Genomic DNA, 25,659 nt, shown 5'->3' with positions numbered 1-25,659 from the left:
TTCAGCGGCCGTTGAACACCCGGCCGAGCATGAGATTTTCATATCGCGGCAGTGAATACGGAACTGCTTACCCGTCATATCGTTGTGCGCGGAATCATTCCCGCGAGAATCGCCAGCAGTCGCGCACGCGGCGGTACGTCAACTGACCGCACGACAACTGACAGCATGAAAGGGGAACGATCGTCATGAGCAACGCCATCACCTCCCTCCTCGGGGCGGACGGGCCGGCGGCCGGCGGGCGTCATCTCGTCATCGAGGACCTCGACTCGACGCCCGAAGAGGGCGTCGCACTGCTGAGCATCTGCATCAACGCCTCTCCCGTCGCCCCCGCGTTCAACGGGCACGAGCCGCACCAGGCATGACCCAGGCAGGGGGGAACGGCCGGTGGCCGTCCACCGGTGACGGGGCGCGACTCGGCTTCAAGAGCCATCTGCGCGCCACGGTCGTCCCGGGAGAGGCGGCCTATCTGGTGTCCCAGCGCGGAGTCACCGCGCTGTACGGGGACCACAGCGAGGTGCTGGTACCCCTGCTCGACGGCACCCGCAGTCCAGCCGGGGTGCTGCGCGACGCGGCGCCCGCGCTGACCGCCGAAGAGGCCGCCGCCTCGCTGCGGGCCCTCGACGCGGCGGGACTGCTGCGGCTGCGGCCGGCCGCACCGGAGAGCCCGACCGCACCCCCCTGCCCCGATCCGGCGGCCGAGGCCTACTGGGATCTGGCCGGACTGGACGGCGTACACGCGCTGGACAGGCTCGCCCGGACGTCGGTACGCCCGGTGGCCCTGACGGATGTCGACCTGGCCGAGGTCGGCGCCGCGTGCCGCGCCTCGGGGCTGACGCTCGCGCCGCCGGACACCGAGGCGGATCTCTCGCTCGTCCTGTGCGACGACTATCTCTCCCCGCGGCTGCGCGAGGTCGACGCCGCGCACCGCGCGGCGGGGACGCCCTGGCTGCTGGTGGCCCTGGGCTCCGCGACCCCCTGGATCGGACCGCTGTTCCGCCCCGGCGAAGGTCCGTGCTGGCACTGTCTGGCGACCCGGCTGCGCGGTCACCGCCACTCCGAGCGCCCCCTACAGCGCGCACTGGGCCTGGACGGACCGCCGCGGCGACCGCACGCCACACTGGCGGCGGGCAGGGCCATCACCGTACAGCTCGCCGTGCTGGAGGCCGCCAAGTGGCTGGCGGGGGTACGGTCCTCCTCCCACGATTCCGTGAACACGCTGGACACACTGGGGCTGCGCACCACGGCGCATCCCGTGGCCCGGCTGCCGCAGTGCGCGGTCTGCGGGGATGCGGGCCTGGTCGCCCGGCGGGTGGGCGGCCCGTTCGTACCGGTGTCGCGGCCCAAGGCCGTCCATGACCTCAATGGCCACCGGGCGCTGACGCCACGTCAGATGTGGGAGCGCTACGGATCTCTGGTGGATCCCGTCACCGGAATCATCAAGGAGATCCGGCGCGCCCCGGGAAGCCCGGAGTTCGTCAGCGCCTTTCTCTCCGGCCGGAATCTGGCCATGCGCGGCGGGACCCTGGCGGGGCTGCGGGCCGGACTGCGCACCCTCAGCGGCGGAAAGGGGCTCACGGACGAGGAGGCCCGGACGAGCGCGCTGGGTGAGGCGGTGGAGCGCTACAGCGGAACCCGGCAGGGTGACGAACCGGTGATCCATGACTCCCTCCAGGCGCTGGGCGAAGCGGCGATCCACCCCAACTCCTGCCAGTTGTTCGACGACCGGCAGCTCCGGGACAGGGAGCGGTGGAACGCGGGCGGCTCGCGGCTGCACCACGTACCACCACCGTTCGACACGCGCCGTCCCACCGACTGGACCCCCGTGTGGTCGCTGACCGGGCGGACCCAGCGACTGCTGCCCACGTCCATGCTGTACTTCGGCGAGGAGGAGGCACGCGACGGCCTGTCGGCCGACTCCAACGGCAACGCGGCCGGCAGCAGCCCCGAAGACGCCCTGATCCAGGGGTTCCTGGAGCTGGTGGAGCGGGACGCGGTGGCGCTGTGGTGGTACAACCGGACCCGGCAGCCCGGTGTCGATCTCGGCGCCTTCGGGGAGCCGTACATCGAGCGGCTGCGCGAGGGCTACCGTACGGTGTGCCGCGAGGTGTGGGCCCTGGACCTCACCTCGGACTTCGGAATCCCGGTGATCGCGGCCCTGTCCCGGCGTACGGACAAGCCGGCCGAGGACATCGTCTTCGGCTTCGGCGCGCACTTCGACCCGCGGCTGGCGCTGCGCAGGGCCCTGACGGAGATGGGTCAACTGCTGCCCCTGGTCGGCGAGGTGACACCCGAGGGCGGCGGATACCGCGTCACCGATCCCGAACCGCTGGACTGGTGGCAACACTCCACGGCCACCAACCGCCCCTACCTGCGGGCGGATCGGGACGCGCCCGCCCGTGGACCCCACGACTGGCCCTACACCCCGACCGGGGATTTACTGGAAGACGTCACCACCATCACGGAGTTGACGCGATCGCACGGCATGGAACTGCTCGTACTCGACCAGAGCCGACCCGATCTGGGACTCCCCGTGGTGAAGGTGATCGTGCCGGGCCTGCGGCCCTTCTGGCCGCGCTTCGCGCCGGGCCGGCTCTACAACACACCCGTGGAGCTGGGGAGATGCGCCGAGCCCACCCCTTACGACCGGCTGAACCCCATACCACTTTTCGTCTGACTCCCACGAGCGGACGCGTAAAGTCCGCGTAACAGAGCGGCGATCTCGTCCCGGCACCGACCGATCTCGGCACATCCTTCACGTCGATCACTTACGCTCTTCACGTAGCAAGGAGGTTCGACAGGGAAGGCTGCGAAGACACACGATCATGCGAAGTCGCGACGGATGCACAGAGAATGTCCGGCCTGGGGAGAAGGACGGGGCGACGCGCGGCCCCACGGCTCCACCGGACCTGCCGGCTCCTCAGCTGGCCCGCGTCATCCTGACGATCGCCCTTCTCGGCTATCTGAGCGTCACCGTCGTCAATCTCGTAGGAGTGGATCACAGCACCTTCGCCCTGACCGCGTCCCTCGTCGGGATGGTGCTCATCTTCCTGCTGCAACTGAGACATTCCAGCGCCACGGCCCGCCGTGCCCCCACCTGGCAGAAGTGGGTGACACTCGGCACACAGGCGCTGCTCACCTATCTGCCGATCGCGGCCTTTCACTCCCAGTGGGGGGCGATGGCCGGATTTCTCGCGGGGTCGCTGCTGCTGCTCCTGCCCGGCCGACGCGCCTGGTTCGCCTATGGAGCGGTGGGGATCAGCATGCTCATCCCCCCGATCGTGGAACGTCTTCCCCTGCGCGAGGCCTTCTATCTGTGCCAGTCGACCCTGCTGACCGGCCTCGTCGTGTACGGGCTCTCCAGGATGGCCGAGCTGGTCCGGGCGCTGCATGACACCCGCGTCGAGCTGACCCGTATGGCGGTCACACAGGAACGGCTGCGCTTCGCACGGGACTTGCACGATCTGCTCGGCTACAGCCTCTCCGCGATCACGCTGAAGAGCGAGCTGATCCACCGGCTGGTGCCGACGCATCCTCGGCGCGCGATGGACGAGATCAGCGAAGTCCTGGCGATCTCACGTCAGTCGCTCGCCGATGTGCGTACGGTCGCCAGCGGGCTGCGCGGGCTCTCGCTGGAACAGGAGCTCGGCTCGGCGCAGTCCCTGCTCACCGCAGCGGACGTGAAGGTGCGGGCCACGGTCCGGCTCGGGAAGATCAGTCAGCCGGTCGACACCGTACTCGCCGCGGTGCTGCGCGAGGCGATCACCAATCTGCTGCGGCACTCACGCGCCTGTGTCTGCGACATCGAGGCCATTCAGGAAGGCGAGCTGGTGCGGCTGTCCGTGTCCAACGACGGTGTCGATCCGGCGTACCGCGACTCCTCGCCGCACAGCGGCAGCGGTCTGGGGAATCTGGAGACGCGGCTGCGTGCCGTGTCGGGTCGGCTCTCCATCGCTCGCGGCGCGGACGGGACCTTCCAGCTGATGGCCGAGGCGCCCGCCCATCTGATCAGAGAAGTGCCCGATGTGGACGACGACATCTACGCTCAGGACTCCGCGGCGTAGGTCCTGTCCGGCCTGTCGGACCGGAGGCTTGGGCGCCGGGTGCCCTGTCGGATCAGAGGAGGAGACCTCATTCATGGCCATCCGCATTCTGCTGGCCGAAGACATGAACATGGTCCGTGGAGCGCTGGTGGCTCTGCTGAACCTGGAGAGCGACCTCAAGGTCGTCTGTGAGCTGGAGCGCGGCGACCTCATCCTGCCGGCCGCTCTGGAGCACCGCCCCGATGTCGCGATCATCGATATCGATCTGCCGGGGATCGACGGGCTGACGGCGGCCGCCCGGCTGCGGGAGTCGCTGCCCGAGTGCCGGACGCTGATCCTCACCAGCCTGGGCCGGCCGGGAACGCTCCGGCGTGCGCTGTCGGCGCATGTCTCCGGCTATCTGCTCAAGGACGCGCCGCCCCAGGAACTCGCCACGGCGGTACGGCGGGTGGTCGCCGGCCACCGGGTGATCGACGCGCAGCTCGCGCTCTCGGCGTGGGACGGCGCCGAGTCGCCGCTGACCGAGCGGGAGACGGAGGTGCTGCGGAGGGCGGCGGAGGGGTCGGAGGCCCAGGAGATCGCCCGGGAGCTGCATCTGTCACCGGGCACCGTACGAAACTATCTGACGACGATCGTGGCCAAGCTCAACGCCCGGAACCGGGTGGACGCGATCAGGATCGCGCAGGAGGCGGACTGGCTGCTCTAGGGAGTGCCTTCGAAGCCCCGCCTGCCCGGCGACGCCCGGCCGCACGCTCGCCGCGCGGAATGAGCGGGCGTGGCAGACCGTTGTTCGAGGCATGTACGCAGACACAGAGACCATCCGCAAGATCCTGACGCAGAGCGGCGACACCTGGGCCGTGGTGGGACTGTCCAACAACCGGTCCCGCGCGGCCTACGGCGTCGCGGCGGTGCTCCAGCGCTACGGCAAGCGCGTCGTGCCGGTCCATCCCAAGGCCGAGCCGGTCCACGGTGAGCAGGGCTACGCCTCGCTGGCCGACATCCCCTTCCCGGTCGATGTCGTGGACGTCTTCGTCAACAGCGAGGTGGCGGGCGCGGTCGCGGACGAGGCGAAGGCGATCGGGGCGAAGGCGGTCTGGTTCCAGCTCGGCGTGATCGACGAAGAGGCCTACGACCGCACCCGGGCGGCTGGTCTCGACATGGTCATGGACCGGTGCCCGGCGATCGAGATCCCGCTGCTCGACTGATCCCAGGGTCCGAGCAATGCAAAGGCCCCCCGCTCCCATGAGGAAACGAGGGGCTTCTTCGCAGGGCAGAGCCGACGGCCCTGACATGCTCCGGCTCTGCGCTTGTCCGCACTCCCACGGGGCGGGGAGTGCGGAGTTCTGCTTGTCAGACCCGGACCAGCCACGCGGCGGTGGCCAGGACCATCGCGACAAGTGCCACGATCAGCAGCCACACGCCCGCGCAGCATCGGGCGATCGTCGTGTACCGATCCCTGTGCCAGTCCACCTCACCCCACCTCCGGCGGAGGGTCGTCGGGGTGAACGGATAGGTAGTGGGCCACGATCATGCGCGGGATACTTCCGCCGGCACTGACGAAGAATCCATGCAGATTTGCCCAGTCCCTCACTCGGTGGTTCCAGTCCGCACGCTGCTGACGTTGGGATTTCGGTCCCGCGTCGGTACGCGTCCGCTCGATCAGTACCTCCACGTCGCCCATCTCATCGACGCGCCCCTTCGCGGGTGTGGCAAGCCATACGGTTCGCTGCGTGGCCACGAACGTTCGGTGGCTCGGATGACGACCGGTATGCGTCAGGGCCCAGACCTCCGGGCCAACCCGGGATCCGATCGACGTTTCCGCAGACTCCTCGCACGTCTCGCACTGAGCGTCGTAGACGATCCGGTGCGTCGCTCCGCGTTCGGGATCCGACCTCAGAAGCCAGCGGACGGACCGGAGGATGACTGAGTTATTCGTCATCGCTACCCACTCCGTCCTCCCGGTGAAGGGGGCATTCGCACTTGGGGAACCGTGATGTCTCATCAGGCTTCTCCGTCGGCTTCACCGATCGAAGAGGCTTGAGGACGGACCGTTCCCCGGTAGTGCTGTCGGCCCGGTAGATCCGCATCCACATCATGTAGTCGCCCGCTCCTTGGCCTGTCGCCAGGACTTCCGGAGCCTTGCGGCCTCGTCACAGTCCACACCGAGGGCCTTACAGGGGCCGCACTCCGACGCGTGGGTGATGAAGGCGCTGTAGGCGCGCAAGACGCTGCCCTCTATGAGCCGCGCGCGTGTCAGAACAGGCCCCGTCAACTCAAGTCCCGTGCCGGCTCTTTGCTGGCTACTGCTCTCCATGTCGTCGCTCCTCGCCGCGTCGGCCGGTCCCGGGTCGTGCGCGCGACGCCGGGACGCTTGCTCGGTACAAGGCTGTCGTTACACCCGGGGGCGGAGTAGGGGCATCTCTAGGGGCAAGTTGGGTCCGTCAACCAGCCAGTTCGCCTTCGAACTCCACCCACAGGGGCATAATGAATCTATGGCCATGGGGCACCTGATCAGGGATCTTCGTAAGGCACGTGGGTGGAGCCAGGGGCGACTTGCGTCGGAGATCAACCGCGCCTTCGGTACTGCGTTAGAGCGGGAATATGTCAGTCGGTGGGAACGCTGTAGGACAGCGCCGGGAGCTTTCTACCTCCGGTGCCTCTCCATCGTGCTGGATGCCCCTCTCGCTGCGCTTGAAGGTGACGTGAACCGACGCTCTTTCATTACCGACGTCGCAGGAACCGCAATAGCGCCTTTGGTCGCTTCCGATCTCCTTACCGCGGGTTTCGCTGCGCGACTCGACGGCGGACCGTCGGGCGAGGCCTGGGAAGAGAAACTAGCCACGTACGGAACGCAGTACATGACGCTGGGGGCTGCTGATATCCAGCGTCGCGTAGCTGGTGAACTGGTCATCATCCAGCAGCAGCTAGACGCACCGCAGCTGTGGTCCGTGGCCGCGCGTCTTATGACGCTGTACGCGAAGACGTTTCCGGGCTCTGACGGCTCCAAGGCCGTGGGCTGGTACCGCACGGCTGCCCGAGCGGCAGACGAGAGCGGTGACGAGCGGACTCGGGTCTGGGTTCGCGGGCGAGCAGCCATCGCCCTCGGGTACGAAGGGGCAGCCCTCGGGGTGGCTGACGTACTGGCCGATCAGGCTATGGCGATCTCTGACAAACCCTCCCTCGGCCTGCTTAACGCTGTGATGGGGAAGGCCCACGCAGCAGCCATCCGAGGAGACAGGGACAGCGCTCTTCGGCTTGTTGACCAGGGGCGCCGCATTTTCGACGCGTCGGGGTCATACGACGAGACGAGCGATTATGCGGTTCCGCACTGGCGTATGAACGTCTTCGTCTCCCTTCTGCTCGCGCGGTTGGGTGGCGAGAAGGGGGCCGTGATGGCGCAAGACGAGGCGCGTCGTGAGCTACCTCCGACGCTTCCTCGGTTTGCTACTCATCTGGAACTTCACCGCGGACTCATGCTTGCGCGGGCGGGTGACAAGGTCGGTGGAAAGGCGTACGCACAGGCAGCGTTGGACCAACTCCCCCCCGAGAAACACTCGTTGACACTGCGGATGCTGATGGACGAGATCAGCGCATAGCCCTCGACGCAAAAAGCCCCCAGTATCTCATCCGTGAGATACCGAGGGTTCGTCATGCCTACCTCGGAGGACCGTACGGCCCTCCCTGGGGATACCGCCGCTGTTCCGGGTGCTGCTGCTGGGGCGGGTAGGCGTAGGGCCTGCCGACCGGCAGAGTCGGAAGGGACGTTCCTGAAGGGCGAGGGCCCTCGCCCTCAGTGGATCGGCGTCCAGTGCCCGGCCGCGTCGTCCAGGGCGGAGAACTCGGGGTTGTCCCAGATCAGGCAGCCCCACACCAGTCCGGGCACATCGTCGCCCATCAGATCCGCCAGCCCTTCGGTCAGCGCCCGGTGGACGGTTTCGAAGTACGCGGCGATCGACGGATACGCGGGTTCCCCCACCGGCTGGTCCATGTTCGACCAGCGTCCGACACCGTCGGCGCCGGCATAGTGACCTGACAAGGGTCCGGCTTCGTCCCGCGTGAGCCACGGAACCACCTGGACACCGCCCCACCCGTCGCGCTGGCCGTGCTGGGGGAGCCTCGGCCCCAGTGCCTCGGCGGGGGAGAGGAGGATCACTCCGCCGGGCAGGAAAGCGCCGGAGCCGACCTCACCCGCTTCCTCGTTCTCCTCGATGTACTGGTGCTCCACGCCACCGCACAGCCGCCACAGTGCGGCCAGCTCCGCGGGCAGTCCGTACCCGACGTGCCGCATCAACTGGGAGTCGGCGGTGGCGATCTCTTCCTCCGTCGCGGGCGGCAGGAGGGAGGCGTATGAGGTGGGCGCGTGCTGGGCGAGCCAGGTGGTCAGGGCCTGCCAGGCCGCCGCGAGCCGCTCGGCTTCATCATGTGATTGAACAGGCATTCGGCCACGCTACAAGAAGCCGTACCCGTGCCCCGGGACTCCATCCGGGCGGGCGTCACCACGGACCGGCCGTCTCAGCGCGCGGGCGGGATCGACACGGACATGATCATTTCGACGGTCTCGGCGCCTTCGTTGCGGTAGGCGTGCGGCACGCTCGCCTCGAAGGCCGCCGAGGCGCCCCCGGGTACGGTGTGCGGTTCGCCGTCGACGACGAGCGTCAGTTCCCCGGCGGTCACATGGAGCAGTTCGGTGGTGCCCGGCGGATGCGGGTCGGACGAGCTGGCCTCCCCCGGCAGCAGGACCCACCGCCACAGTTCGAGTGGTCCGCGGGCCTCGGTGCCGACGAGCAGCGTTGTGTGGCTGCCCGCGGGCGTGGACCACATGCGGACGGCCTGCTCCGCCGGAACGATCCTGACCTGCGGGCCCTGCTCGTAGTCGAGGAGGGTGGTGATCGAGACACCGAGCGCGTCGGCGAGCTTGACGGTGGTGCCGACGCTGGGATTGGTACGGGCCTGCTCGATCTGGATGATCATTCCACGGCTGACTCCCGCCCTGGCCGCCAGTGCGTCGAGGGTGAAGCCACGTTCACCGCGCCAGCGTTTGAGATTGCGGGCGAGCGACTGTGTGAGCTGATCGAGGTCCGACACATTCCGTCCAATATGCTCAATGAGGTAGTTCAAAGGACTGCACTATGGCGTGGTGCACCCCCTTGTTCACCGCACTGTACTGCGAGGTCCCGTATGACCGCGTATCGCTCGCGCTGGTGGAAACGGTTCTGCGGGACGTCCGGTGACCCCGGCACGACGTACGGTGAGGCTCACCCCTAAGGTGTGGTCTCCCGAGCGCTTCCCCTGGGGCTCGGAGCGGTCAGTACGACCGTACGGTTGGCTGAAAACAGTTGACCACATCGACTCTTAACGGGCCCCCGGCAGGCTTCCGAAGCGCCGAACGGACATCGGCACACCAGCTTCGGGCATGGCAGACGCGATGTTCGCGCATATGACAGAGGCTTCAGCGATTCGTTCTATTTACCATGCCCACCCTGGCCGGTGGGTGACTTCGGGACGAACTCCTCCGTTGAGTGGGCTCCGGGCGATCTGTGTGTTCCGCGAGCGCGCGGCGTGGTTAGCATGAGCGCCACATGTAGTGCGGAAGATCACCGTCCCCATCGGTGTCAGATCCCGCCTGTGCGGCCGAAGCGCGCGGGTCGGCCGGTCTTAATCCCCCGCACTCAAGCACCCGAGGGACCGCGGAATGTCAGTGCCTGTCGCCCCCCGCCCGCGCCGCATACGCAGGGCACGGACTCTGCCGCTCGCCGTACCCCTGGCCCTGCTGGTGGTGTCCGCCGCGGCGGGAGGCGCCGTGGCCGCGACGGCGCCCGTGGCGGCCCGAAGCTGGGTGGCCGCCACCGTCGCCGTCGCCTGGGTGTGTCTGGCGGCCACGACCGTCACCGCCGCACTGCTGCTGCGCAGCCGCCGGCGCTCCACGGTCACCGCCGAGAACGAGACACGGGCGACGCAGTCACGGGTGACCCAACTCGGCGCGGACTCGGCGCATTTGCTGAACGTCGCCCTGCCCGCGGCGGTCAAGAGAGTCCGGGACGGCGCGGGCGCCGAGGAGACCCTGGAGTCCACCCCGGCGCCGTCCGATCCCCAACTGCGGCGTCTGCTGGAGATGTTCACGACCGAGATCGCCGACTCCGCCCGGCGCGCCGCCGACGCGACCGCCGAGAGCGAGCGGGCCGTCGCCCAACTGACCCGGTCCGCCGACGAGTTGGATCTGCTCACCGCCAAGACACTGCCCGACGCGCTCGGCGGACTGCGCTCCGGCGGCTCCGCGGACACCGTACTCGGCACCATCGAGCCGCCCTCCGATCCACGGCTGCGGGTCCTGCTGGACACCGTGGTCAGGAACTTCGCCACCAGCGAGCGACGGGCCGCGGCGGCGCAGGCGGCCAGCGCCAAGGCGCTGAGCCGGGTCCAGGCGAAGGCCGTGAGCATGCTCGCCGATCTGCGCGAGATGCAGGACCGATACGGCGAAGAGGTCTTCGGGGATCTCCTCAAGCTCGACCACAACACCTCGCAACTCGGGCTGCTCACCGACCGGTTGGCCCTGCTGATGGGCGGGCGCCCGAGCCGCGCCTGGAACAAGCCGATCGCCATGGAGAGCATCCTGCGCGGCGCGGTGGGCCGGATCGCCGCGTACCAGCGGGTCAGGCTGCACTGTTCGAGCAGCGCCGCGATCGCCGGGTTCGCCGCCGAGCCCGTGATGCACCTCCTCGCCGAACTCATGGACAACGCGGCGAACTTCTCCCCGCCGATCGACGAGGTCCATGTCTATGTCGAGGAGCGCACCGCCGGAATCGTGGTGACCATCGAGGACAGCGGTCTGAAGATGGCCGCCGCCGCCATGCGCCGCGCCGAGGAGTCCGTCTCCGGCCGGGTCACCGACCTGGCGATGCTCCAGGGCACCCGGCTCGGGCTCGCCGTGGTCGGCAGGCTGGCCGCCAAGTACCACATCAGTGTCAACTACCGGCCCTCGTCCCGCGGCGGTACGGGCGTCGTGGTGCTCCTCCCGCCGCAGCTCATGGCCCAGCAGCGCGGTATGGCACCGGAGCAGTTCCTGCGGCGCCCGGCCCCGGAGGCGACGATCGCCGCCGACCCGCCGGTCACCTCGGCCCCGCGAGGCACGGCGGCCACGTCGGCCCCATCGGCCCCGCCCCACTCGTCCGCGCCGTCGGTCTCCCCCGTACCGCCCTCCCCGGCCTCCCCATCCGCGCCCTCCAACCCGTCCGTCCCGCCCTCCCCGTCCTCTCCCGGGGACGGCCCCCGCGTGGCGACACCCAACGGTCTGCCGGTCCGCCCGCCCGGCCGCACCATGGCCGCCGCCGACCGAGGCCGGCCGCGGCCGGAGTCGGAGAGCGACGGCGCCCGGCCGGGCCGCGACGCGGGCTCGCAGTTCGGCGCCTTCCATCGCGCGCGTCGCCCCTCGAAGGGCCCGTCGGGCACCGACGGCGCCCAGAACGCGCCCGGAACCGGCGGTACGAAGGAACCTGACGGTACGTCCGGGACCCCGGCCGAGTAAGGGCCGCCCTCTCCCCGTACGGCGCCCGGGGTCTTGGCGCCCTTCCCCACCCGGAACGCGAGATTGGAGGCACGGGCGGGTGACCGGTCAGCCCGGTACCACCCGTTCCACGCACACCATGCAGACCACTGACAACAGCCTGACCTGGCTCCTTGAGAGCCTGTTGGAACGCACCCCCGGCACCCGGCACGCCCTGGTGCTCTCCCGTGACGGGCTGAAGCTCTGCTGGAGCCGTCACCTCACCCTCGACCAGGCCGATCAGCTGGCGGCCATCTGTTCCGGTATCCAGGCGCTGGCCCAGGGCGCCTCGGTGGAGTTCGGCAACGGCACCGGCGGCGTACGCCACTCGATGACCGAATTCCACGGCGGACTGCTGTTCATCGTCGAGGCCGGTGACGGAGCGCATCTCGCGGTCGTGGCCGAGGACGGCGCCGATCCGGGTGTGGTGGGCCATCAGATGACCGAGCTGGTCGAGCAGATCGGTGAGCATTTGCGGGCCGAGCCGCGTGCGTCGGTCCAGGAGAGTTCTCCGTCATGACCCCCCGCCGGCCCGTCGACACCGGGGATCCCGACCGGCTGTACACCGTCACCGGTGGCCGCAGCCGGGTCGACGACGACTCGTTCGATCTGGTCACCCTGATCGTCAGCGAGTGCGAACCGACGCCGGGGATGCAGTCGGAGCATGTCCGGATTCTGGAACTGTGCCGTCATCCCACAGCGGTCGTCGAGATCTCCGCGGAGCTGCGACTGCCCGTGACGGTGGTGCGGATCCTCCTCGGTGATCTCCTCGCGACGGGCCGGATCACCGCCCGGCATCCGCGTGCGGCGCGCTCTGCGGAGCTGCCCGATTCCGCCCTTCTGAAGGAGGTGCTCCTTGGACTCCGTAACCTCTGAGCTGCCGGCCCGTACCCCACTGGCCGACGCCGCCGAGACCGGTCTCAAGATCGTCATCGTGGGCGGATTCGGGGTGGGCAAGACCACCCTCGTACGGTCGGTGAGCGAGATCCGGCCGCTGAACACCGAAGAGGTCATGACACAGGCCGGGATCGGTGTCGACGAGACGGCCGGGCTGACCACCAAGACCACCACGACCGTGGCCTTCGACTTCGGGCGGATCAGTCTCAACGACCGTATGGTGCTCTATCTGTTCGGGGCGCCCGGGCAGGAGAGATTCTGGTTCCTCTGGGACCGGCTCTTCTCGGGCACACTGGGCGCGGTCGTACTGGTCGACACCCGGCGGATGAGCGAGTCCTGGTACGCGATCGACCGGCTGGAGCACCACAAGACCCCGTTCGTGGTCGCGGTCAACCGGTTCGACGACGATGTCTCGGCGTTCTCACTGGCGGAGATCAGGCAGGCGCTCTCGCTGCCCGATCATGTCCCGCTGATCGACTGCGACGCGCGGGTGCGCTCGTCCGGCAAGAACGTACTGATCACGCTCGTGGACCACCTCTACGAACTGGCGATGGCCCGGGAGATGACCCCATGACCGACTCCGCAGACCCCTCCCTCGACCAGGCTGTCCCGCCACCCGGGTGCCCCGCGCACGCCGGCGCGCAGGAGGACGCCGTCGCGCTGAGCGGCCTGGAGTACCAGCAGACCCCGTCCCAGCTGTACCGCACGCTGCGCAGGGAGCACGGCGCGATCGCGCCCGTCGTCCTTGACGGGGGCATCCCCGCCTGGCTGGTGCTCGGCTATACCGAGGCCTCCTATGTCACCAGCCATGACGAGCTGTTCGCCCGGGACTCACGACGCTGGAACCAGTGGCCGTCGATCCCGGCCGACTGGCCGCTGATGCCGTTCGTCGGCTACCAGCCGTCGGTGATGTTCGCCGAGGGGCCGGAGCACCAGCGCAGGGCCGGTGTGATCACCGAGGCGCTGGAGGCCATCGACCAGTTCGAACTGGCCCATACCTGCCGCGAGATCGCCGAGAAGCTCATCGACGCCTTCGCCGGCAGCGGGCAGGCCGAGCTGATGAGCGCGTTCGCGCACGCGCTGCCGATGCGGGCCGTGGTCCGGCTCTGTGGCATGCCGGCCGACGGCGTGGACACCGATGATCTGGTCCGCGATCTGCGGATCTCGCTGGACGCCGCCGAGGGTGACGACCCGGTCGCCGCCTATGTGCGGGTGATGGAGCGGATGCAGCGGCTGGTCAAGGACAAGCGGAACAACCCGGGGTCCGACCTCACCTCCCGGATGCTGAGCCACCCGGCCGGGCTGACGGACGAGGAGATGGTCGTCGACCTGATCACCGTCATCGCCGCCGCCCAGCAGCCGACCGCCAACTGGATCTGCAACACCCTGCGACTGCTGCTGACCGACGACCGGTTCGCACTGAACGTGTCGGGCGGCCGGCTCAGTGTCGGTCAGGCGCTGAACGAGGTGCTGTGGCTGGACACGCCGACGCAGAACTTCATCGGCCGGTGGGCGGTGCGCGACACCCAGCTCGGCGGCCGGCACATCAAGGCGGGCGACTGTCTGGTGCTGGGGCTCGCCGCGGCCAACACCGATCCGCAGATCTGGCCGGAGGGCCATATCGGCCCGGAGAACTCCGCGCATCTGTCGTTCAGCAACGGTGAGCACCGCTGCCCCTACCCGGCTCCGCTGCTGGCCGATGTCATCGCGCGCACCGCGGTCGAGACATTGCTTGAGCGGCTGCCGGACGTGGTGCTCGCGGTCGAGCCGAACGAGCTGACGTGGCGGCCGTCCATCTGGATGCGGGGGCTGACCGCGCTGCCGGTGAGCTTCACCCCGGTCGTGCAGTAGCGGAAACGGGCCCGCCGGTCAGCCGCCGGCGCACGGCCGCCGGGCCCGGAAACCCGGGCCCGGCGGATGCCGTCAGCCCTTCACCGGGGTGAAACGCACGGGCAGCGTCTGCGGTCCGCGGGTGAACACGCCCTGCTCGAACGGGTCGAACCCGTCGGCGAGACGGATGTCCGGCATGGCGTCGAGCAGTTGGTTGACGCCGGTCTCGACCTCCGCCTTCGCCAGCAGGGCACCGACGCAGAAGTGCCGGCCGAGCGCGAACGCCAGATGGTCGGCCGCCGCGGAGAACGCGGTCGTCGTGGTCAGATCGTCCCGGAAGATATTGAAACGGTCGGGCTCCTGGTAGCGCGAGCCGTCACGGTTGGCGGCGCCGATCAGACAGGTGACCGTGGCTCCGGTCGGGATGGTCCCGCCGGTGACCTCGACGTCCTTGGCGGTCTGCCGCATGATCATATGCACCGGCGGGGTGAACCGGAGCGTCTCCGCGAAGGCCCGGTCGATCAGCGCGCGGTCCCGCTGTACGGCCGCCAACTGGTCGGGGTGGAGCAGCAGATTGGCGAAGACGCTGGCGATCGCCTTGTCGGTGGTCTCCCCGCCGGCCGCGAGCAGCAGGCTGCAGAACGCCTTGATGTCCTCGTCGCTCATCCGTACGCCGTCGACCTCGGCGGCGCAGAGCGTGGAGAGCAGATCGTCCCCGAGGTTGTCGCGCCGGTGCTGGATGATCGGCAGCATGTACTCGGCGAACTCGACGCGGGTACGCTCACCGGCCGCCGCGACCTCCGGGTCGCCGGAGAGGTTGCCCAGGAAGGCGATGACCGCGGTGTACCAGCCGTGGAACCGGGCGTGGTCGGCCTTGTCGAGGCCCAGCATGTCGGCGATGACATTGACGGGGAAGCGGGTGGCGTAGTCCGTGACCAGATCGGCGGATCCGGTGTGCCGGAAGGCGTCGATCAGTTCAGCGGAGTTGCGTTCGATGACCGGCTGGAACTTGTCCCGCAGATCGCTGCCGCGGAAGGCGGGGGCGACCAGCGCCCGGCGCACCGCGTGCTCCCGGCCGCTCAGCTGGAGGATCGTTTTGCCGTGCACGGGCTCGATCTGCCAGTCGTAGTTGTCGGTGGTGAACTCCGACTCCTTGTCCTTGAAGACGCGTTCGACATCCTCGTAGCGCGAGATGATGTAGCTCTTCGTGGCCTCGTGCCAGATGAGCGGCGCGCTCTCCCGCATCACGCTGTAGGCCGGATACGGATTCTCGGCGAACTCGGGCGACAGGATGTCGGGGACCTGATGTGCGGTGGCCATGGAGCTCCTCGTTCGGTACCAGCCCGATCGATAACGGGCGACTCAGCCAAGGTTATTGATCAACCGTCATCAGATACAGTCATCTCCTCACCCAACCTGAGGTCCCTGTGTCAGGAGTGATCGCTTACGGTGTAACTCCGATCAGCACGGAGGAGACGTCATGACGGAACGGGCACTGATCACCGGTGTGGGCGGAAAGTCCCCGCGCGTCGACGCCGCCGCGTTCACCGCACCGACGTCCGTGGTGGTCGGCGATGTCACCGTCGCGGCGGGCGCGAGCATCTGGTACCACACCGTGCTCAGGGCCGACTGCGGGCCGATCACGGTGGGCGCCGACAGCAACATCCAGGACAACTGCACCCTGCACTGCGATCCCGGTTTCCCGCTCACGGTCGGTGAGCGCGTCTCGGTCGGTCACAACGCGGTGCTGCACGGCTGCACGGTCGAGGACGATGTGCTGATCGGCATGGGCGCGACGGTCCTCAACGGCGCCCACATCGGCGCGGGGTCACTGATCGCGGCGCAGTCGCTCGTACCGCAGGGCATGCGGGTGCCGCCGGGCTCGCTGGTCGCGGGGGTGCCCGCCAAGGTCAAGCGCGAGCTGACCGAGGAGGAGCGGGCGGGGATCAGGCTGAACGCGGCGGGCTATCTGGAGCTGGCGAAGGCCCACCGCGAGACGCACGAGGACCGGTCGCACGAGGAGTGATCGCACGAGGACCGGTCGCGAGAGGGGCGAGGGCTCGGCACGGGAGCCACGAGGACCGATGACGCCCGGGAGCGGACTCCCGGGCACACACGGTCCCTACTCCGCGGCGGGTACGGGTTCCGGCTCGCCCGTCGGCGGCTTCGACTCCCCGGCCTTCTTGGCGCGGTTCCTCAGGACGAGCATGGACGTGATCCCGATCAGCACCGCGAGCAGCAGACCGAGCCAGGAGAAGCGCTTGAGCCAGGCTTCCGCGACCACGCCCACCGAGTAGATGACGGCGGTCGTACCGCCCGCCCAGAGGATGCCGCCCAGCACATTGGCGATCAGGAACTTCCAGTACGGCATGCGCAGCACGCCCGCGAGCGGTCCGGCGAAGATCCTCAGCAGCGCGACGAAACGGCCGAAGAAGACGGCCCACATGCCCCACTTCTGGAACGATCGCTCCGCCATGGCGATCTGGGCCTCGCCGAAGTGCTTGGGGAACTTCCCGCCGAGCCGGGCGAGCAGCGGCCTGCCGCCCTTGCGCCCGATGGCATAGCCGATCGAGTCACCGATGATCGCCCCGGCGATGGCGCAGGCGCCCAGGATGTACGGATCGATGTCGCCGTGCTGGGAGGCGAGCAGCGCCGAGCTGACGAGGACGATCTCACCCGGCAGCGGGATACCGAGGCTTTCGAGCCCGATGACCACCCCCACCAGGAGATAGACGCTGACCGCGGGAACGGTCTCCAGCCACTCCTGGACGTGCACCGCCGGTTCCTCTCGTTGGTTTCGCTGCCCGGCGTGCGCCTGACCAGGCGCACGCCGGGCAGCCTACCTGGTGGGCGGGTGAGGTCAGGAACGCGGACGAGGTCAGGGCTCGCGGGTCGGGAACGCGGAGGTCAGGAGGAGGTCAGGAATGGGGCCGGAGGGTCCAGACGACGGTCATCTCTCCGGTGACCGCTCCGTCCTCGCGCGTGAGGCTGACGGCCACCGGGAATTCCGGCCGCTGTCCGGCGTCCAGCTCCGCGACGACGTCCGCCGCGGGGCGGCCCAGCGTGGCGGTGGCCGTGACGATCCCCTTGGCGAGCTTCCGGTAGCCGATCTCGGCCGTGACGGCGAGCGGGACCGCGCGCTGGAGCTGGTCGCCGAAGGCGGCGAGCACGATGGCGCCGCTGGCCGACTCGGCGAGGGTGAACATCGCTCCGGCGTGCGGTCCGCCGAGGTGGTTGTGGTAGTCGGGCTGGTCGGGCAGCCGCAGGACGGCCCGTTCCGCCGTGACCTCCAGGAACTCCAGTCCCAGGGTCCTGATCATGGGAACGGTGGCGGCGAGCGTCTCACCGACGGGCAGCTGATCTGTGGTCATGACAGGCGATGTTACCTGCGAGTAGCAGAGCTTCACCATCCCCTGACGGGGCGGACGTGGCAGCCGCCCGGCGGACCCCTCTATGGTTACTCGCCATGTGGCCAGGACAGCAGCCGCCCGGGGGCGAGCAGCACCCGCAGGACCAGAATCCCAATCCTTACCAGCAGCCGGGGTACCAGCAGCCGAATCCCTATCAGCAGCCGGGATATCAGCAGCCGGGCTACCCGCCCCAGCAGCCCGGACAGGAGCAGCCGGGGCATCCGCAGCAGCCCGGTTATCCGCAGCAGGGGTACCAGCAGCCCCACCCGTACCAGCAGCCGACCGTGCCGCAGCAGTACGCCGTATCGGGGCAGCCCGGTCCTTCCGGTCCCGGACCGGACAAGAAGAACACGACGGTCGTCGCTGTCGTCGCCGCCGCGGTGGTCGTGATCGCCGCCGCGGGCACCGCGTTCTTCGTGATGGGCGGGGACGGCAAGAAGGACGACAACGCCGCGGACGACGCGAAGGCGTCCGCCTCCGCCTCCGCGCCGAGTGAGCCGTCCGCCGCCCCGTCCGTCGACAACCCCCGGGACGGTTCCGCCGCCGAGCCGACCATCCCCGGCTGGAAGGTCGTGACCAACCCGAAGCACGGGACGCGGTTCGACGTTCCCGCCGACTGGGAGGTCGCGAAGCCGGGCGTCATATCCGGCTTCGAGGACGCGGAGAAGGGCGACGGCTCCCCTCTCGTCACGTTCTCGGCCCCCGCTTTCTACAAGTCCAAGTGGTGCTCCCAGGACACCAACAAGGACGGCAAGATGGAGGACAGCAGCCTCGGGGGCACCGGTACCAAGGGCGGCAGGGGCGCCGAGGACACGGCGTCGGCCGCGCGGAACGAGGCGGGCAGCTGGGTCTGGGCCCCGTACGCCCAGGAGGAGCCCGAGGCCTCGCTCAAGGAGAAGATGAAGGTCAGCGAGGCCGAGGCGTACACCACCGCCTCCGGGCTCAAGGGGCACTTCGCGACGGCGACCGTCACCGGCCTCACCAAGAAGAACAAGTGCGACACCGACGGCAAGTCGATCGCCTTCACCTTCTCCAACGCCAAGGGCGACTTCTCGACATGGGTGCTCTACGCCAACAAGGGCGTACCGGACGAGATCCCGGATGCCACGATCAAGAAGATCATGAGCACCGTCCGACTGGCCGGGGACTCCTGACCGGAACGTGACAAAATCGGTTGGCACGAGGTACCGGCCACGGGGATAGTCCCCGGGTGACCTCTCCCTCCGACACCGACACCGGCCCGCGACGCCCCCGCCGTCCGCACCGTCCCCCGTGGGCGGGCCGTAACTACACACTGCTGACCGCCGCGGCGATCGCGACCAATCTGGGCAGCCAGGGCGCGCTGATCGCCTCGGCGTTCGCGGTGCTCGAACTGGGCGGCGACGCGGGCGACGTGGGGCTGGTGGCCGCGGCCCGTACGATCCCGCTCGTTCTCTTCCTGCTGGTCGGCGGCGCGCTGGCGGACCGGCTGCCCCGGCACCGGGTGATGGTCGCCGCCAACGCGGTCAACTGCGTCTCCCAGGCCACCTTCGCCGCCCTGGTGCTGACGGGCGACGCGCGGCTCTGGCAGATGATGGCGCTGGCCGCCCTCGGCGGCACGGGCCACGCCTTCTTCAGCCCGGCCTCCGAGGGCATGCTGATGTCCAGTGTCAGCGGCGAACAGGCGGCCCGGGCCTTCGCCCTCTACCGGATGTCGATGCACGGCGCCGGGATCGGCGGTGCCGCACTGGGCGGGGCGCTCATCGCGGTGATCGGCCCCGGCTGGGTGCTGGCCGTCGACGCCGCCGCCTTCCTGGTGGCCGGGGCGCTGCGCGCCTTCCTCGATGTCAGTCACATCCCGCCGCGTGAGCCGGGCGGCGGGATGATCGCCGATCTGCGGGACGGCTGGCGGGAGTTCATCGGACGGCCCTGGCTCTGGTCGATCGTCGTCCAGTTCGCGGTGGTCAACGCGGTCGTGGTGGCGGCCGAGTCGGTGTACGGGCCGCTGGTCGCCCGCGACGAACTCGGCGGGGCGGGTCCCTGGGGGCTGGCGCTCGCCGCCTTCGGCGCGGGCACCGTGGGCGGCGCGCTGGTGATGATGCGCTGGAAGCCGCGCCGGCTGCTGCTCGCGGGCACGCTCTGCGTCTTTCCCCTCGCCCTGCCGTCCGCCGGGCTCGCGATTCCGCTGCCGGGCGCGGGGCTGGCGCTGGTGATGTTCCTGACGGGGCTCGCGGTCGAGGTCTTCGGGGTGTCGTGGATGACCGCGCTGCATCAGGAGATCGCCGAGGAGAAGCTCTCCCGGGTCTCCGCGTACGACATGCTGGGCTCGATCGGGATGATTCCGGTGGCCACCGCGCTCGCGGGACCGGCGGAGGACGCCTTCGGGCGCACCTACGCGCTGTGGGGCTGCTCGGCGCTGGTCATCCTGCTGACGGCCGCGGTCCTGACCGTGCCGGACGTACGCCGGCTGACGCGCCGCGACTCCACCACCCCGGGGACACAGAAGACCGCGGAGACCACGGAGACCCCGGGGACCGCCGCCGTGTCAGCCGACGCTGAAGGCACCGTCGGGCGGGCGGGGTGACGGTACGGCGCCGCTGTCCCGTACCGGCGTCGCGTCCCCGGTGAACTTCCGCAGCGACGCGCCGTGTTCGACCCGGGCGGGGAAGGCGTCGGCCGCGGTACGGCGGGCCAGGGCCGCCATGTCGATCTCCGTGTGCGAGGCGACCAGCACGGCGTTGCCGAAGCGACGGCCGCGGAGCACGGCGGGCTCCGCGATCAGTGCCAGCTCCTCGAAAACCGTGGCGAAGGTGGCCAGTTGGGAGCGGAGGAAGCCGAAGGGCGCCCCGTCGGCGAGGTTCGCGGCGTAGACCCCGTCCGGGCGCAGTACCCGCGCGGCCTCGCGCGCGTACTCGACGGAGGTGAGATGAGCGGGCACCCGCGAGCCGCCGAAGACATCGCCGACGAGCACATCCACGGAGCGGTCCCGGACGGCTTCGAGCCAGTGGCGTGCGTCCGCGCCGTGCACGGTGATGCCGGTGCCGTCCGGTATCGGCAGCGTCTCCGCGACCAGCGCCAGCAGTCCCCCGTCCGCCTCCACCACGCACTGCGTGGAGCCTGGCCGGGTGGCGGCCACATAGCGGGGCAGGGTGCAGGCCCCGCCGCCGAGGTGGAGCACGGTGAGCGGAGCGCCCTCGTCGCCCGCGCGGTCGATGACATGGGCGAGACGCCGTACGTACTCGAACTCCAGATGGGTCGGCTCGTCGAGATCGACATAGGACTGGGGCGCGCCGTCGACCGTCAGCAGCCAGGCACGCTCCCGGTCCACATCGGGCAGCAGCTTGGCGGTGCCGTTGTCCACGGCGCGCATGACGGGGATCGCTTCGTTCACGGTTCCATTGTGCGCGCCCGCCTCCCCGGGATACCGGGGGGACGGGCGCGCGGATCATGAGCGCGGGCCAGGCGCGGCCTCGCGGACGGGATCAGAGCAGGGATGTGACCGTGCCGGCGCCGACCGTACGGCCGCCCTCGCGGATCGCGAAGCCGAGCCCGGCCTCCAGCGGGACGTCACGGCCCAGCTCCACGGTCAGGCTGACCGTGTCCCCGGGACGCGCGACGGCCGCCTCGCCCAGGTCGATGTCACCGACCACATCCGCCGTACGGATGTAGAACTGCGGCCGGTAGCCACTGGTGACCGGGGTCGTCCGCCCGCCCTCGCGGGCGGAGAGGACATACACCTGCGCGGTGAAGCGCCTGCTCGGCACGACACTGCCCGGCGCCGCCACCACATGGCCGCGACGGACCGCGTCGCGGGGCATGCCGCGCAGGAGCAGCGCGACATTGTCCCCGGCCTCGGCGGACTCCATCGGCTTGCCGAAGGTCTCCAGCCCGGTGACGACCGCCTCGATACCGGCGCCGAGCACGTCCACCCGGTCGCCGACCCGCACCGTGCCGCGCTCGACGGCACCGGTGACGACCGTGCCGCGCCCGGTGATGGTGAGGACGTTCTCCACCGGGAGCAGGAACGGCGCGTCCGTGTACCTGATGGGCATCGGCACATATGTGTCGATCGCGTCGAGCAGTGCCTCCACGGCCGCCACCCAGCGTGGGTCGCCCTCCAGCGCGCGCAGCCCGGAGACCCGGACAACGGGTGCCGCGTCGCCGCCGTACCCGTGCTCGGTGAGCAGTTCACGCACCTCCAACTCGACCAGGTCGGTCAGCTCGTCGTCACCCGCGTCGGCCTTGTTGATCGCGACGACGATGTGGTTGACGCCGACCTGGCGGGCGAGCAGGACATGCTCGGCGGTCTGCGGCATGATCCCGTCGAGCGCGGAGACGACGAGGATCGCCCCGTCGAGCTGGGCGGCGCCGGTCACCATGTTCTTGATGTAGTCGGCGTGGCCCGGCATGTCGACATGCGCGTAGTGCCGGGTGTCGGTCTCGTACTCGACGTGCGAGATGTTGATGGTGATCCCCCGGGCGGCCTCCTCCGGGGCCCGGTCGATCCGGTCGAACGGTACGAATGTGCCGGTCCCCCGGTCGCTGAGGACTTTGGTGATGGCGGCGGTCAGGGTGGTCTTGCCGTGGTCGACGTGGCCCATGGTGCCGATGTTCAGATGCGGCTTGGTGCGCACGTATGCCGTCTTGGGCATGGTTCGCGTGGTTCCTTCCAGGAACTCGAAGCTGAGAGGGACCCCCGGGCCTTGCCGACCCTCCCCCTGCGGGGTCCGCCGGACGATCCGGGAAGGGTCAGCTTCGGGCGCCGTCGAGGGGCGCCGCGGGTGCCGCTGCCGCGGCTGCCGCCGCGGGGGGCGCGGTCGCCATGAGCGCCGCCGCGTCGGCCGCGTCGGCCGCGTACGCGAGCGGGAGACCGGCGAGGAAACCGGCAGCCTTCGGCGCGTCCGCGACTGCGGACGTCGCTGCGGGGAAGGCGTGCCGGAACATGTCGCCGATCCTGGCCCATACCCACTGTTCACGTCGAATGGTTTTCCCCGCCACGGGAGTTCATGTGGGTCGGCTAGCATCCCCGAATATGCTCGACACCGCCCCCAGGCCGGTCCCGAAGCCGGCCCCCGAGCCTTCGCCGGGCCTCGCTGTGCGCTGCCTCCGGCTGCTGCTCTCGCCCTGGTCGCGCTTCGCCGTGCTCGTCGTCGTGCTCGCCGCGGCGGGCGCGGCGGTGCTGCTGTACGAGCCGCAGAAGTACCTCGCCGACGGCTGGCCGCCGCAGTTCAGCGGCGCGACGGCGGTGGTGCTGTTCGCCGTGGCGTACGGGCTGTGCGCTGTCGCGTTCGTACCCCGTCCCCTGCTCAGTCTCGCCGCCGGCGCGCTCTTCGGCTCGGCGTTCGGGCTGCTCGCCGCGATCGTGGGGTCGGTTCTGGCGGGTGCGATCTCCTTCGGGCTCGTCCGCGTTCTCGGGCAGGGGGCGCTGCGGCCGCTGCTGCGGGGCCGCTGGCTGCTGGCGGCCGACGGACAGCTGAGCAAGCACGGTTTCCGGTCGATGATGGCGCTCCGGCTCTTTCCCGGGGTGCCGTTCGCCCTCGGCACCTACTGCGCCGCCGTCTCACGGATGCGATGGGCGCCGTTCCTGCTGGCGACCGGGATCGGCACGATCCCCAACACCGCGGCGTATGTGATCGCGGGCAGCGAGGCGTCCTCCCCGACCTCGCCGATGTTCCTCATCGCGACCGGCTTCATCGTGGTCACCGGGGTGGCCGCGGCGATCGTCGCCTGGCGCCAGCGCCACCGCCTCGGCCGCCGCTGATCTCACCTCACGCCGGGTGTGGCGGTGCGGTCATGGCGTGCCGAGTCCGAGGTCGCCGCCGGGCGGCGGTGCGGAGAACCGCGCCACGTCGGCGTCCGTGACCTCCGCCAGTTCCTTCGGCGACCAACGTGGCCTGCGGTCCTTGTCGATGACCTGGGCCCGGATGCCCTCCTGGAGATCGGGGAAGGTCAGCGCCGCGCATGAGGCGCGGTACTCCTGATCGATCACCTGTTCGAGCGTGGCCGTCCGGCGGGCCCGTCGTACCGCGACGAGCGTGGCCTTCAGCGCGGTGGGCGACCGGGTGAGAAGCGTCTCCGCGGCGTCCTTCGCCGCCGGTGCCCCGTTGCCCCGCAGGCGCTCGATGATCTCCTCCACCGACCCGGCCGGGTAGCAGTCGTCGATCCACTCCCGGTCCGCGTCGAGCCGCCCCTCGGGCGCCGTCGCCGCGTACCGGCGCACGATCTCCCGTACGTCCGCCGCCTCCCGCACCTCGGGTCCCGCGAGCGTGGCGCGCAGCTCGCCCAGCCGCTCGGCGGGTACGAAGTGATCCGCGAACCCGCACAACAGGGCGTCCGCCGGGCCGAACGTCTGCCCGGTGAGGGCGAGATGGGTGCCCAGCTCACCGGGCGCGCGGGAGAGCAGATAGGTACCGCCGACATCGGGAACCAGCCCGATCGCGGTCTCGGGCATGGCGACGGCCGAGCGTTCGGTGACGATCCGTACGCTGCCGTGCGCCGAGACGCCGACGCCGCCGCCCATCACGATGCCGTCCATCAGCGCGACATACGGCTTGGGGTAGCGGGCGATCCGGACGTTGAGCCGGTACTCGTCGCGCCAGAAGGCGGGCGAGACGCCCCCACCGGTGCGCGCGTCCTCATGGATCACCCGGATGTCGCCACCGGCGCACAGCCCTCGGTCACCTGCGCCCGAGATGACCACGGCCGTGACGTCGTCGTCGCCTTCCCACGCGGCCAGCGCCTCGTCGATCGTCCGCACCATGGGGTGGGTGAGGGCGTTGAGCGCGCGGGGCCGGTTGAGGGTGAGATGGGCCGTACGGCCCGCGCGGGCGGTCAGTACGGGTTCGTCATGGGTCATGCTCCGGCTGGTTCCTTCCCTGGGCCGACGCGTCCGTGAGATCGCACCCGTCGCCCGTCCAGTATGGACACGCTGTTGAGGGGGCTCCCCACCGGTCCGTCGGGGGGATCAGCTACGGGTGGGGGCCGCCAGCGCCTCGATGATCCGCTCCGCGGCGAGCGTCGCGGTCAGTGTCCCGTCCCGTACCTCCCGCTCCAGCGCGGGCGCCAGTTCCCGTACCCCCGGGTGTTCCCGCAGCCGGTCGAGGAGGTGGTCGCGGACCATCGCCCACGTCCAGTCGACCTGCTGGTCACGGCGCTTGCGGTCCAGCCGGCCGTCGGCGCCGAGCACCGCGCGGTGCTGTTCGAGCCGCTCCCATACGGTGTCCAGACCGCTGCCCTCCCGCGCGCTGCAACTGAGCACCGGCGGCGCCCAGGCGGCGTCCGCCGGGTGCATCAGCCTTAGCGCGCCCGCGAGTTCCCGTGCGGCGGAGCGCGCGTCGCGTTCGTGCGGGCCGTCGGCCTTGTTGACCGCGATGACGTCGGCCAGTTCGAGAACGCCCTTCTTGATGCCCTGGAGCTGGTCCCCGGTGCGCGCCAGCGTGAGCAGCAGGAAGGAGTCGACCATATTGGCGACGGTGGTCTCGGACTGGCCGACCCCTACCGTCTCGACGAGCACCACGTCGTAACCGGCGGCCTCCATGACGATGATGGTCTCGCGGGTCGCCTTGGCCACCCCGCCCAGCGTGCCCGCGGTCGGCGAGGGCCGTACGAACGCGGCCGGGTCCACCGCGAGCCGTTCCATCCGGGTCTTGTCGCCCAGGATGGAGCCGCCCGTCCTGCTGGACGACGGGTCGACGGCGAGCACCGCGACACGGTGGCCGAGCCCGGTGAGCAGGGTCCCCATCGCGTCGATGAACGTGGACTTGCCGACGCCGGGGACCCCGCTGACACCGATCCTGCGGGCCTTCCCGGAGTGTGGCAGCAGCTCGGTCAGCAGCTGCTGGGCGAGCCTGCGGTGGTCGGACCTGGTGGACTCCACGAGGGTGACGGCACGGGCGATGTACGAACGGGACCCGTCCAGAACGCCCTTGACGTAACTGTCGATGTCGATCCGTGGGGGCACGCG

The 25,659-nt window shown here is 69.9% G+C and carries 26 protein-coding genes; 15 read left to right on the top strand and 11 right to left on the bottom strand.

Annotated elements, in window-relative coordinates:
* Positions 1-185 precede the first annotated feature (185 nt).
* The 5 genes from ABTZ59_RS18670 to ABTZ59_RS18650 all read left to right on the top strand — a co-directional run bounded on the left by ABTZ59_RS18670 (position 186) and on the right by ABTZ59_RS18650 (position 5,245).
* Positions 186-362: a hypothetical protein gene (locus ABTZ59_RS18670; RefSeq protein WP_351401184.1), complete on the top strand. Its 177-nt coding sequence runs from the start codon at positions 186-188 to the stop codon at positions 360-362.
* Positions 359-2,674, top strand: a complete 2,316-nt coding sequence (locus tag ABTZ59_RS18665; protein ID WP_351401174.1) for a TOMM precursor leader peptide-binding protein — start codon at positions 359-361, stop codon at positions 2,672-2,674. Before ABTZ59_RS18670 ends, ABTZ59_RS18665 begins: the two co-directional genes overlap by 4 nt.
* A 148-nt stretch (positions 2,675-2,822) precedes the next feature.
* On the top strand, positions 2,823-4,061 hold the full coding sequence (locus ABTZ59_RS18660) for a sensor histidine kinase (RefSeq protein ID WP_351401153.1): 1,239 nt from the start codon (positions 2,823-2,825) through the stop codon (positions 4,059-4,061).
* A 73-nt stretch (positions 4,062-4,134) separates the two neighbouring features.
* The gene (locus ABTZ59_RS18655) at positions 4,135-4,746 is read left to right on the top strand and encodes a response regulator transcription factor (protein WP_351401136.1); all 612 of its coding nucleotides are present in this window, start codon (positions 4,135-4,137) and stop codon (positions 4,744-4,746) included.
* A gap of 91 nt (positions 4,747-4,837) precedes the next feature.
* Positions 4,838-5,245, top strand: a complete 408-nt coding sequence (locus tag ABTZ59_RS18650) for a CoA-binding protein (protein ID WP_351401118.1) — start codon at positions 4,838-4,840, stop codon at positions 5,243-5,245.
* Between the two features lie 266 nt (positions 5,246-5,511).
* Here ABTZ59_RS18650 and ABTZ59_RS37400 read toward each other — a convergent pair whose 3' ends face one another.
* A complete protein-coding gene (locus ABTZ59_RS37400) occupies positions 5,512-5,979 on the bottom strand; it encodes a DUF7848 domain-containing protein (RefSeq protein WP_503003095.1) in 468 nt (155 codons plus the stop codon).
* Positions 5,980-6,532: 553 nt separating this feature from the next.
* Here ABTZ59_RS37400 and ABTZ59_RS18645 point away from each other — a divergent pair.
* Positions 6,533-7,636, top strand: coding sequence for a helix-turn-helix domain-containing protein (locus ABTZ59_RS18645; RefSeq protein WP_351401108.1), 1,104 nt, complete (start codon positions 6,533-6,535; stop codon positions 7,634-7,636).
* 194 nt (positions 7,637-7,830) lie between these two features.
* On the opposite strand, the gene ABTZ59_RS18640 is transcribed toward ABTZ59_RS18645, so the two are convergent.
* Positions 7,831-8,478, bottom strand: coding sequence for an SMI1/KNR4 family protein (locus tag ABTZ59_RS18640; RefSeq protein ID WP_351401097.1), 648 nt, complete (start codon positions 8,476-8,478; stop codon positions 7,831-7,833).
* Positions 8,479-8,552: 74 nt separating this feature from the next.
* Entirely contained in the window at positions 8,553-9,125 is a 573-nt protein-coding gene (locus ABTZ59_RS18635; RefSeq protein WP_351401088.1) for a helix-turn-helix domain-containing protein, read from the bottom strand.
* A gap of 607 nt (positions 9,126-9,732) precedes the next feature.
* Between ABTZ59_RS18635 and ABTZ59_RS18630 the strand changes: the two genes are divergently transcribed.
* The 5 genes from ABTZ59_RS18630 (at position 9,733) to ABTZ59_RS18610 (ending at position 14,328) form a co-directional block, all read left to right on the top strand.
* Positions 9,733-11,562, top strand: coding sequence for an ATP-binding protein (locus ABTZ59_RS18630; protein WP_351401067.1), 1,830 nt, complete (start codon positions 9,733-9,735; stop codon positions 11,560-11,562).
* A 118-nt stretch (positions 11,563-11,680) separates the two neighbouring features.
* Positions 11,681-12,100 (top strand): roadblock/LC7 domain-containing protein, encoded by a 420-nt coding sequence (locus ABTZ59_RS18625; protein ID WP_351401052.1) that lies wholly within the window; start codon positions 11,681-11,683, stop codon positions 12,098-12,100.
* The gene (locus tag ABTZ59_RS18620) at positions 12,097-12,456 is read left to right on the top strand and encodes a DUF742 domain-containing protein (RefSeq protein WP_351401038.1); all 360 of its coding nucleotides are present in this window, start codon (positions 12,097-12,099) and stop codon (positions 12,454-12,456) included. Before ABTZ59_RS18625 ends, ABTZ59_RS18620 begins: the two co-directional genes overlap by 4 nt.
* The gene (locus tag ABTZ59_RS18615) at positions 12,437-13,051 is read left to right on the top strand and encodes a GTP-binding protein (protein WP_351401031.1); all 615 of its coding nucleotides are present in this window, start codon (positions 12,437-12,439) and stop codon (positions 13,049-13,051) included. Before ABTZ59_RS18620 ends, ABTZ59_RS18615 begins: the two co-directional genes overlap by 20 nt.
* A complete protein-coding gene (locus ABTZ59_RS18610) occupies positions 13,048-14,328 on the top strand; it encodes a cytochrome P450 (RefSeq protein WP_351401023.1) in 1,281 nt (426 codons plus the stop codon). The genes ABTZ59_RS18615 and ABTZ59_RS18610 overlap by 4 nt, the downstream gene beginning before the upstream one ends.
* 72 nt (positions 14,329-14,400) lie before the next feature.
* On the opposite strand, the gene ABTZ59_RS18605 is transcribed toward ABTZ59_RS18610, so the two are convergent.
* Entirely contained in the window at positions 14,401-15,627 is a 1,227-nt protein-coding gene (locus tag ABTZ59_RS18605) for a cytochrome P450 (RefSeq protein WP_351400992.1), read from the bottom strand.
* A gap of 160 nt (positions 15,628-15,787) precedes the next feature.
* Here ABTZ59_RS18605 and ABTZ59_RS18600 point away from each other — a divergent pair, with 160 nt between their 5' ends.
* Positions 15,788-16,333: a gamma carbonic anhydrase family protein gene (locus tag ABTZ59_RS18600; protein ID WP_351400970.1), complete on the top strand. Its 546-nt coding sequence runs from the start codon at positions 15,788-15,790 to the stop codon at positions 16,331-16,333.
* Between the two features lie 96 nt (positions 16,334-16,429).
* Here ABTZ59_RS18600 and ABTZ59_RS18595 read toward each other — a convergent pair whose 3' ends face one another.
* Complete coding sequence (locus tag ABTZ59_RS18595) at positions 16,430-17,083, bottom strand: DedA family protein (RefSeq protein ID WP_351400962.1); 654 nt, start codon at positions 17,081-17,083, stop codon at positions 16,430-16,432.
* A 142-nt stretch (positions 17,084-17,225) separates the two neighbouring features.
* Positions 17,226-17,678, bottom strand: a complete 453-nt coding sequence (locus ABTZ59_RS18590; protein ID WP_351400957.1) for a DUF4442 domain-containing protein — start codon at positions 17,676-17,678, stop codon at positions 17,226-17,228.
* A gap of 95 nt (positions 17,679-17,773) precedes the next feature.
* On the opposite strand from ABTZ59_RS18590, the gene ABTZ59_RS18585 reads away from it, so the two are divergent.
* Both ABTZ59_RS18585 and ABTZ59_RS18580 read left to right on the top strand, forming a co-directional pair.
* On the top strand, positions 17,774-18,871 hold the full coding sequence (locus tag ABTZ59_RS18585; RefSeq protein ID WP_351400953.1) for a DUF8017 domain-containing protein: 1,098 nt from the start codon (positions 17,774-17,776) through the stop codon (positions 18,869-18,871).
* Positions 18,872-18,927: 56 nt separating this feature from the next.
* Positions 18,928-20,280, top strand: a complete 1,353-nt coding sequence (locus ABTZ59_RS18580; RefSeq protein ID WP_351400948.1) for an MFS transporter — start codon at positions 18,928-18,930, stop codon at positions 20,278-20,280.
* Here the strand turns inward: ABTZ59_RS18580 and ABTZ59_RS18575 are convergent.
* The 3 genes from ABTZ59_RS18575 to ABTZ59_RS18565 all read right to left on the bottom strand — a co-directional run bounded on the left by ABTZ59_RS18575 (position 20,242) and on the right by ABTZ59_RS18565 (position 22,640).
* Entirely contained in the window at positions 20,242-21,087 is an 846-nt protein-coding gene (locus ABTZ59_RS18575; RefSeq protein WP_351400938.1) for a spermidine synthase, read from the bottom strand. The genes ABTZ59_RS18580 and ABTZ59_RS18575 overlap by 39 nt on opposite strands.
* Before the next feature lie 91 nt (positions 21,088-21,178).
* Positions 21,179-22,348 carry an elongation factor Tu gene (tuf, locus tag ABTZ59_RS18570; protein WP_351400930.1) on the bottom strand — a complete coding sequence of 390 codons (1,170 nt, stop codon included), beginning with the start codon at positions 22,346-22,348 and terminating at the stop codon, positions 21,179-21,181.
* A 97-nt stretch (positions 22,349-22,445) separates the two neighbouring features.
* Entirely contained in the window at positions 22,446-22,640 is a 195-nt protein-coding gene (locus tag ABTZ59_RS18565) for a hypothetical protein (RefSeq protein ID WP_351400920.1), read from the bottom strand.
* Between the two features lie 88 nt (positions 22,641-22,728).
* Between ABTZ59_RS18565 and ABTZ59_RS18560 the strand changes: the two genes are divergently transcribed.
* A complete protein-coding gene (locus ABTZ59_RS18560; RefSeq protein ID WP_351400916.1) occupies positions 22,729-23,457 on the top strand; it encodes a TVP38/TMEM64 family protein in 729 nt (242 codons plus the stop codon).
* A 30-nt stretch (positions 23,458-23,487) separates the two neighbouring features.
* Here the strand turns inward: ABTZ59_RS18560 and ABTZ59_RS18555 are convergent, their stop codons facing one another.
* Both ABTZ59_RS18555 and meaB read right to left on the bottom strand, forming a co-directional pair.
* Entirely contained in the window at positions 23,488-24,552 is a 1,065-nt protein-coding gene (locus ABTZ59_RS18555) for an enoyl-CoA hydratase/isomerase family protein (RefSeq protein WP_351400911.1), read from the bottom strand.
* 108 nt (positions 24,553-24,660) lie between these two features.
* Positions 24,661-25,656, bottom strand: coding sequence for a methylmalonyl Co-A mutase-associated GTPase MeaB (meaB, locus tag ABTZ59_RS18550; protein WP_351400905.1), 996 nt, complete (start codon positions 25,654-25,656; stop codon positions 24,661-24,663).
* Between the last annotated feature and the right edge of the window lie 3 nt (positions 25,657-25,659).

Origin of the sequence: Streptomyces sp. NPDC094034, assembly GCF_040303865.1 — a bacterium.
Taxonomy (GTDB): Bacteria; Actinomycetota; Actinomycetes; order Streptomycetales; family Streptomycetaceae; genus Streptomyces.
This window is presented reverse-complemented; position numbering and strand designations above follow the sequence as displayed.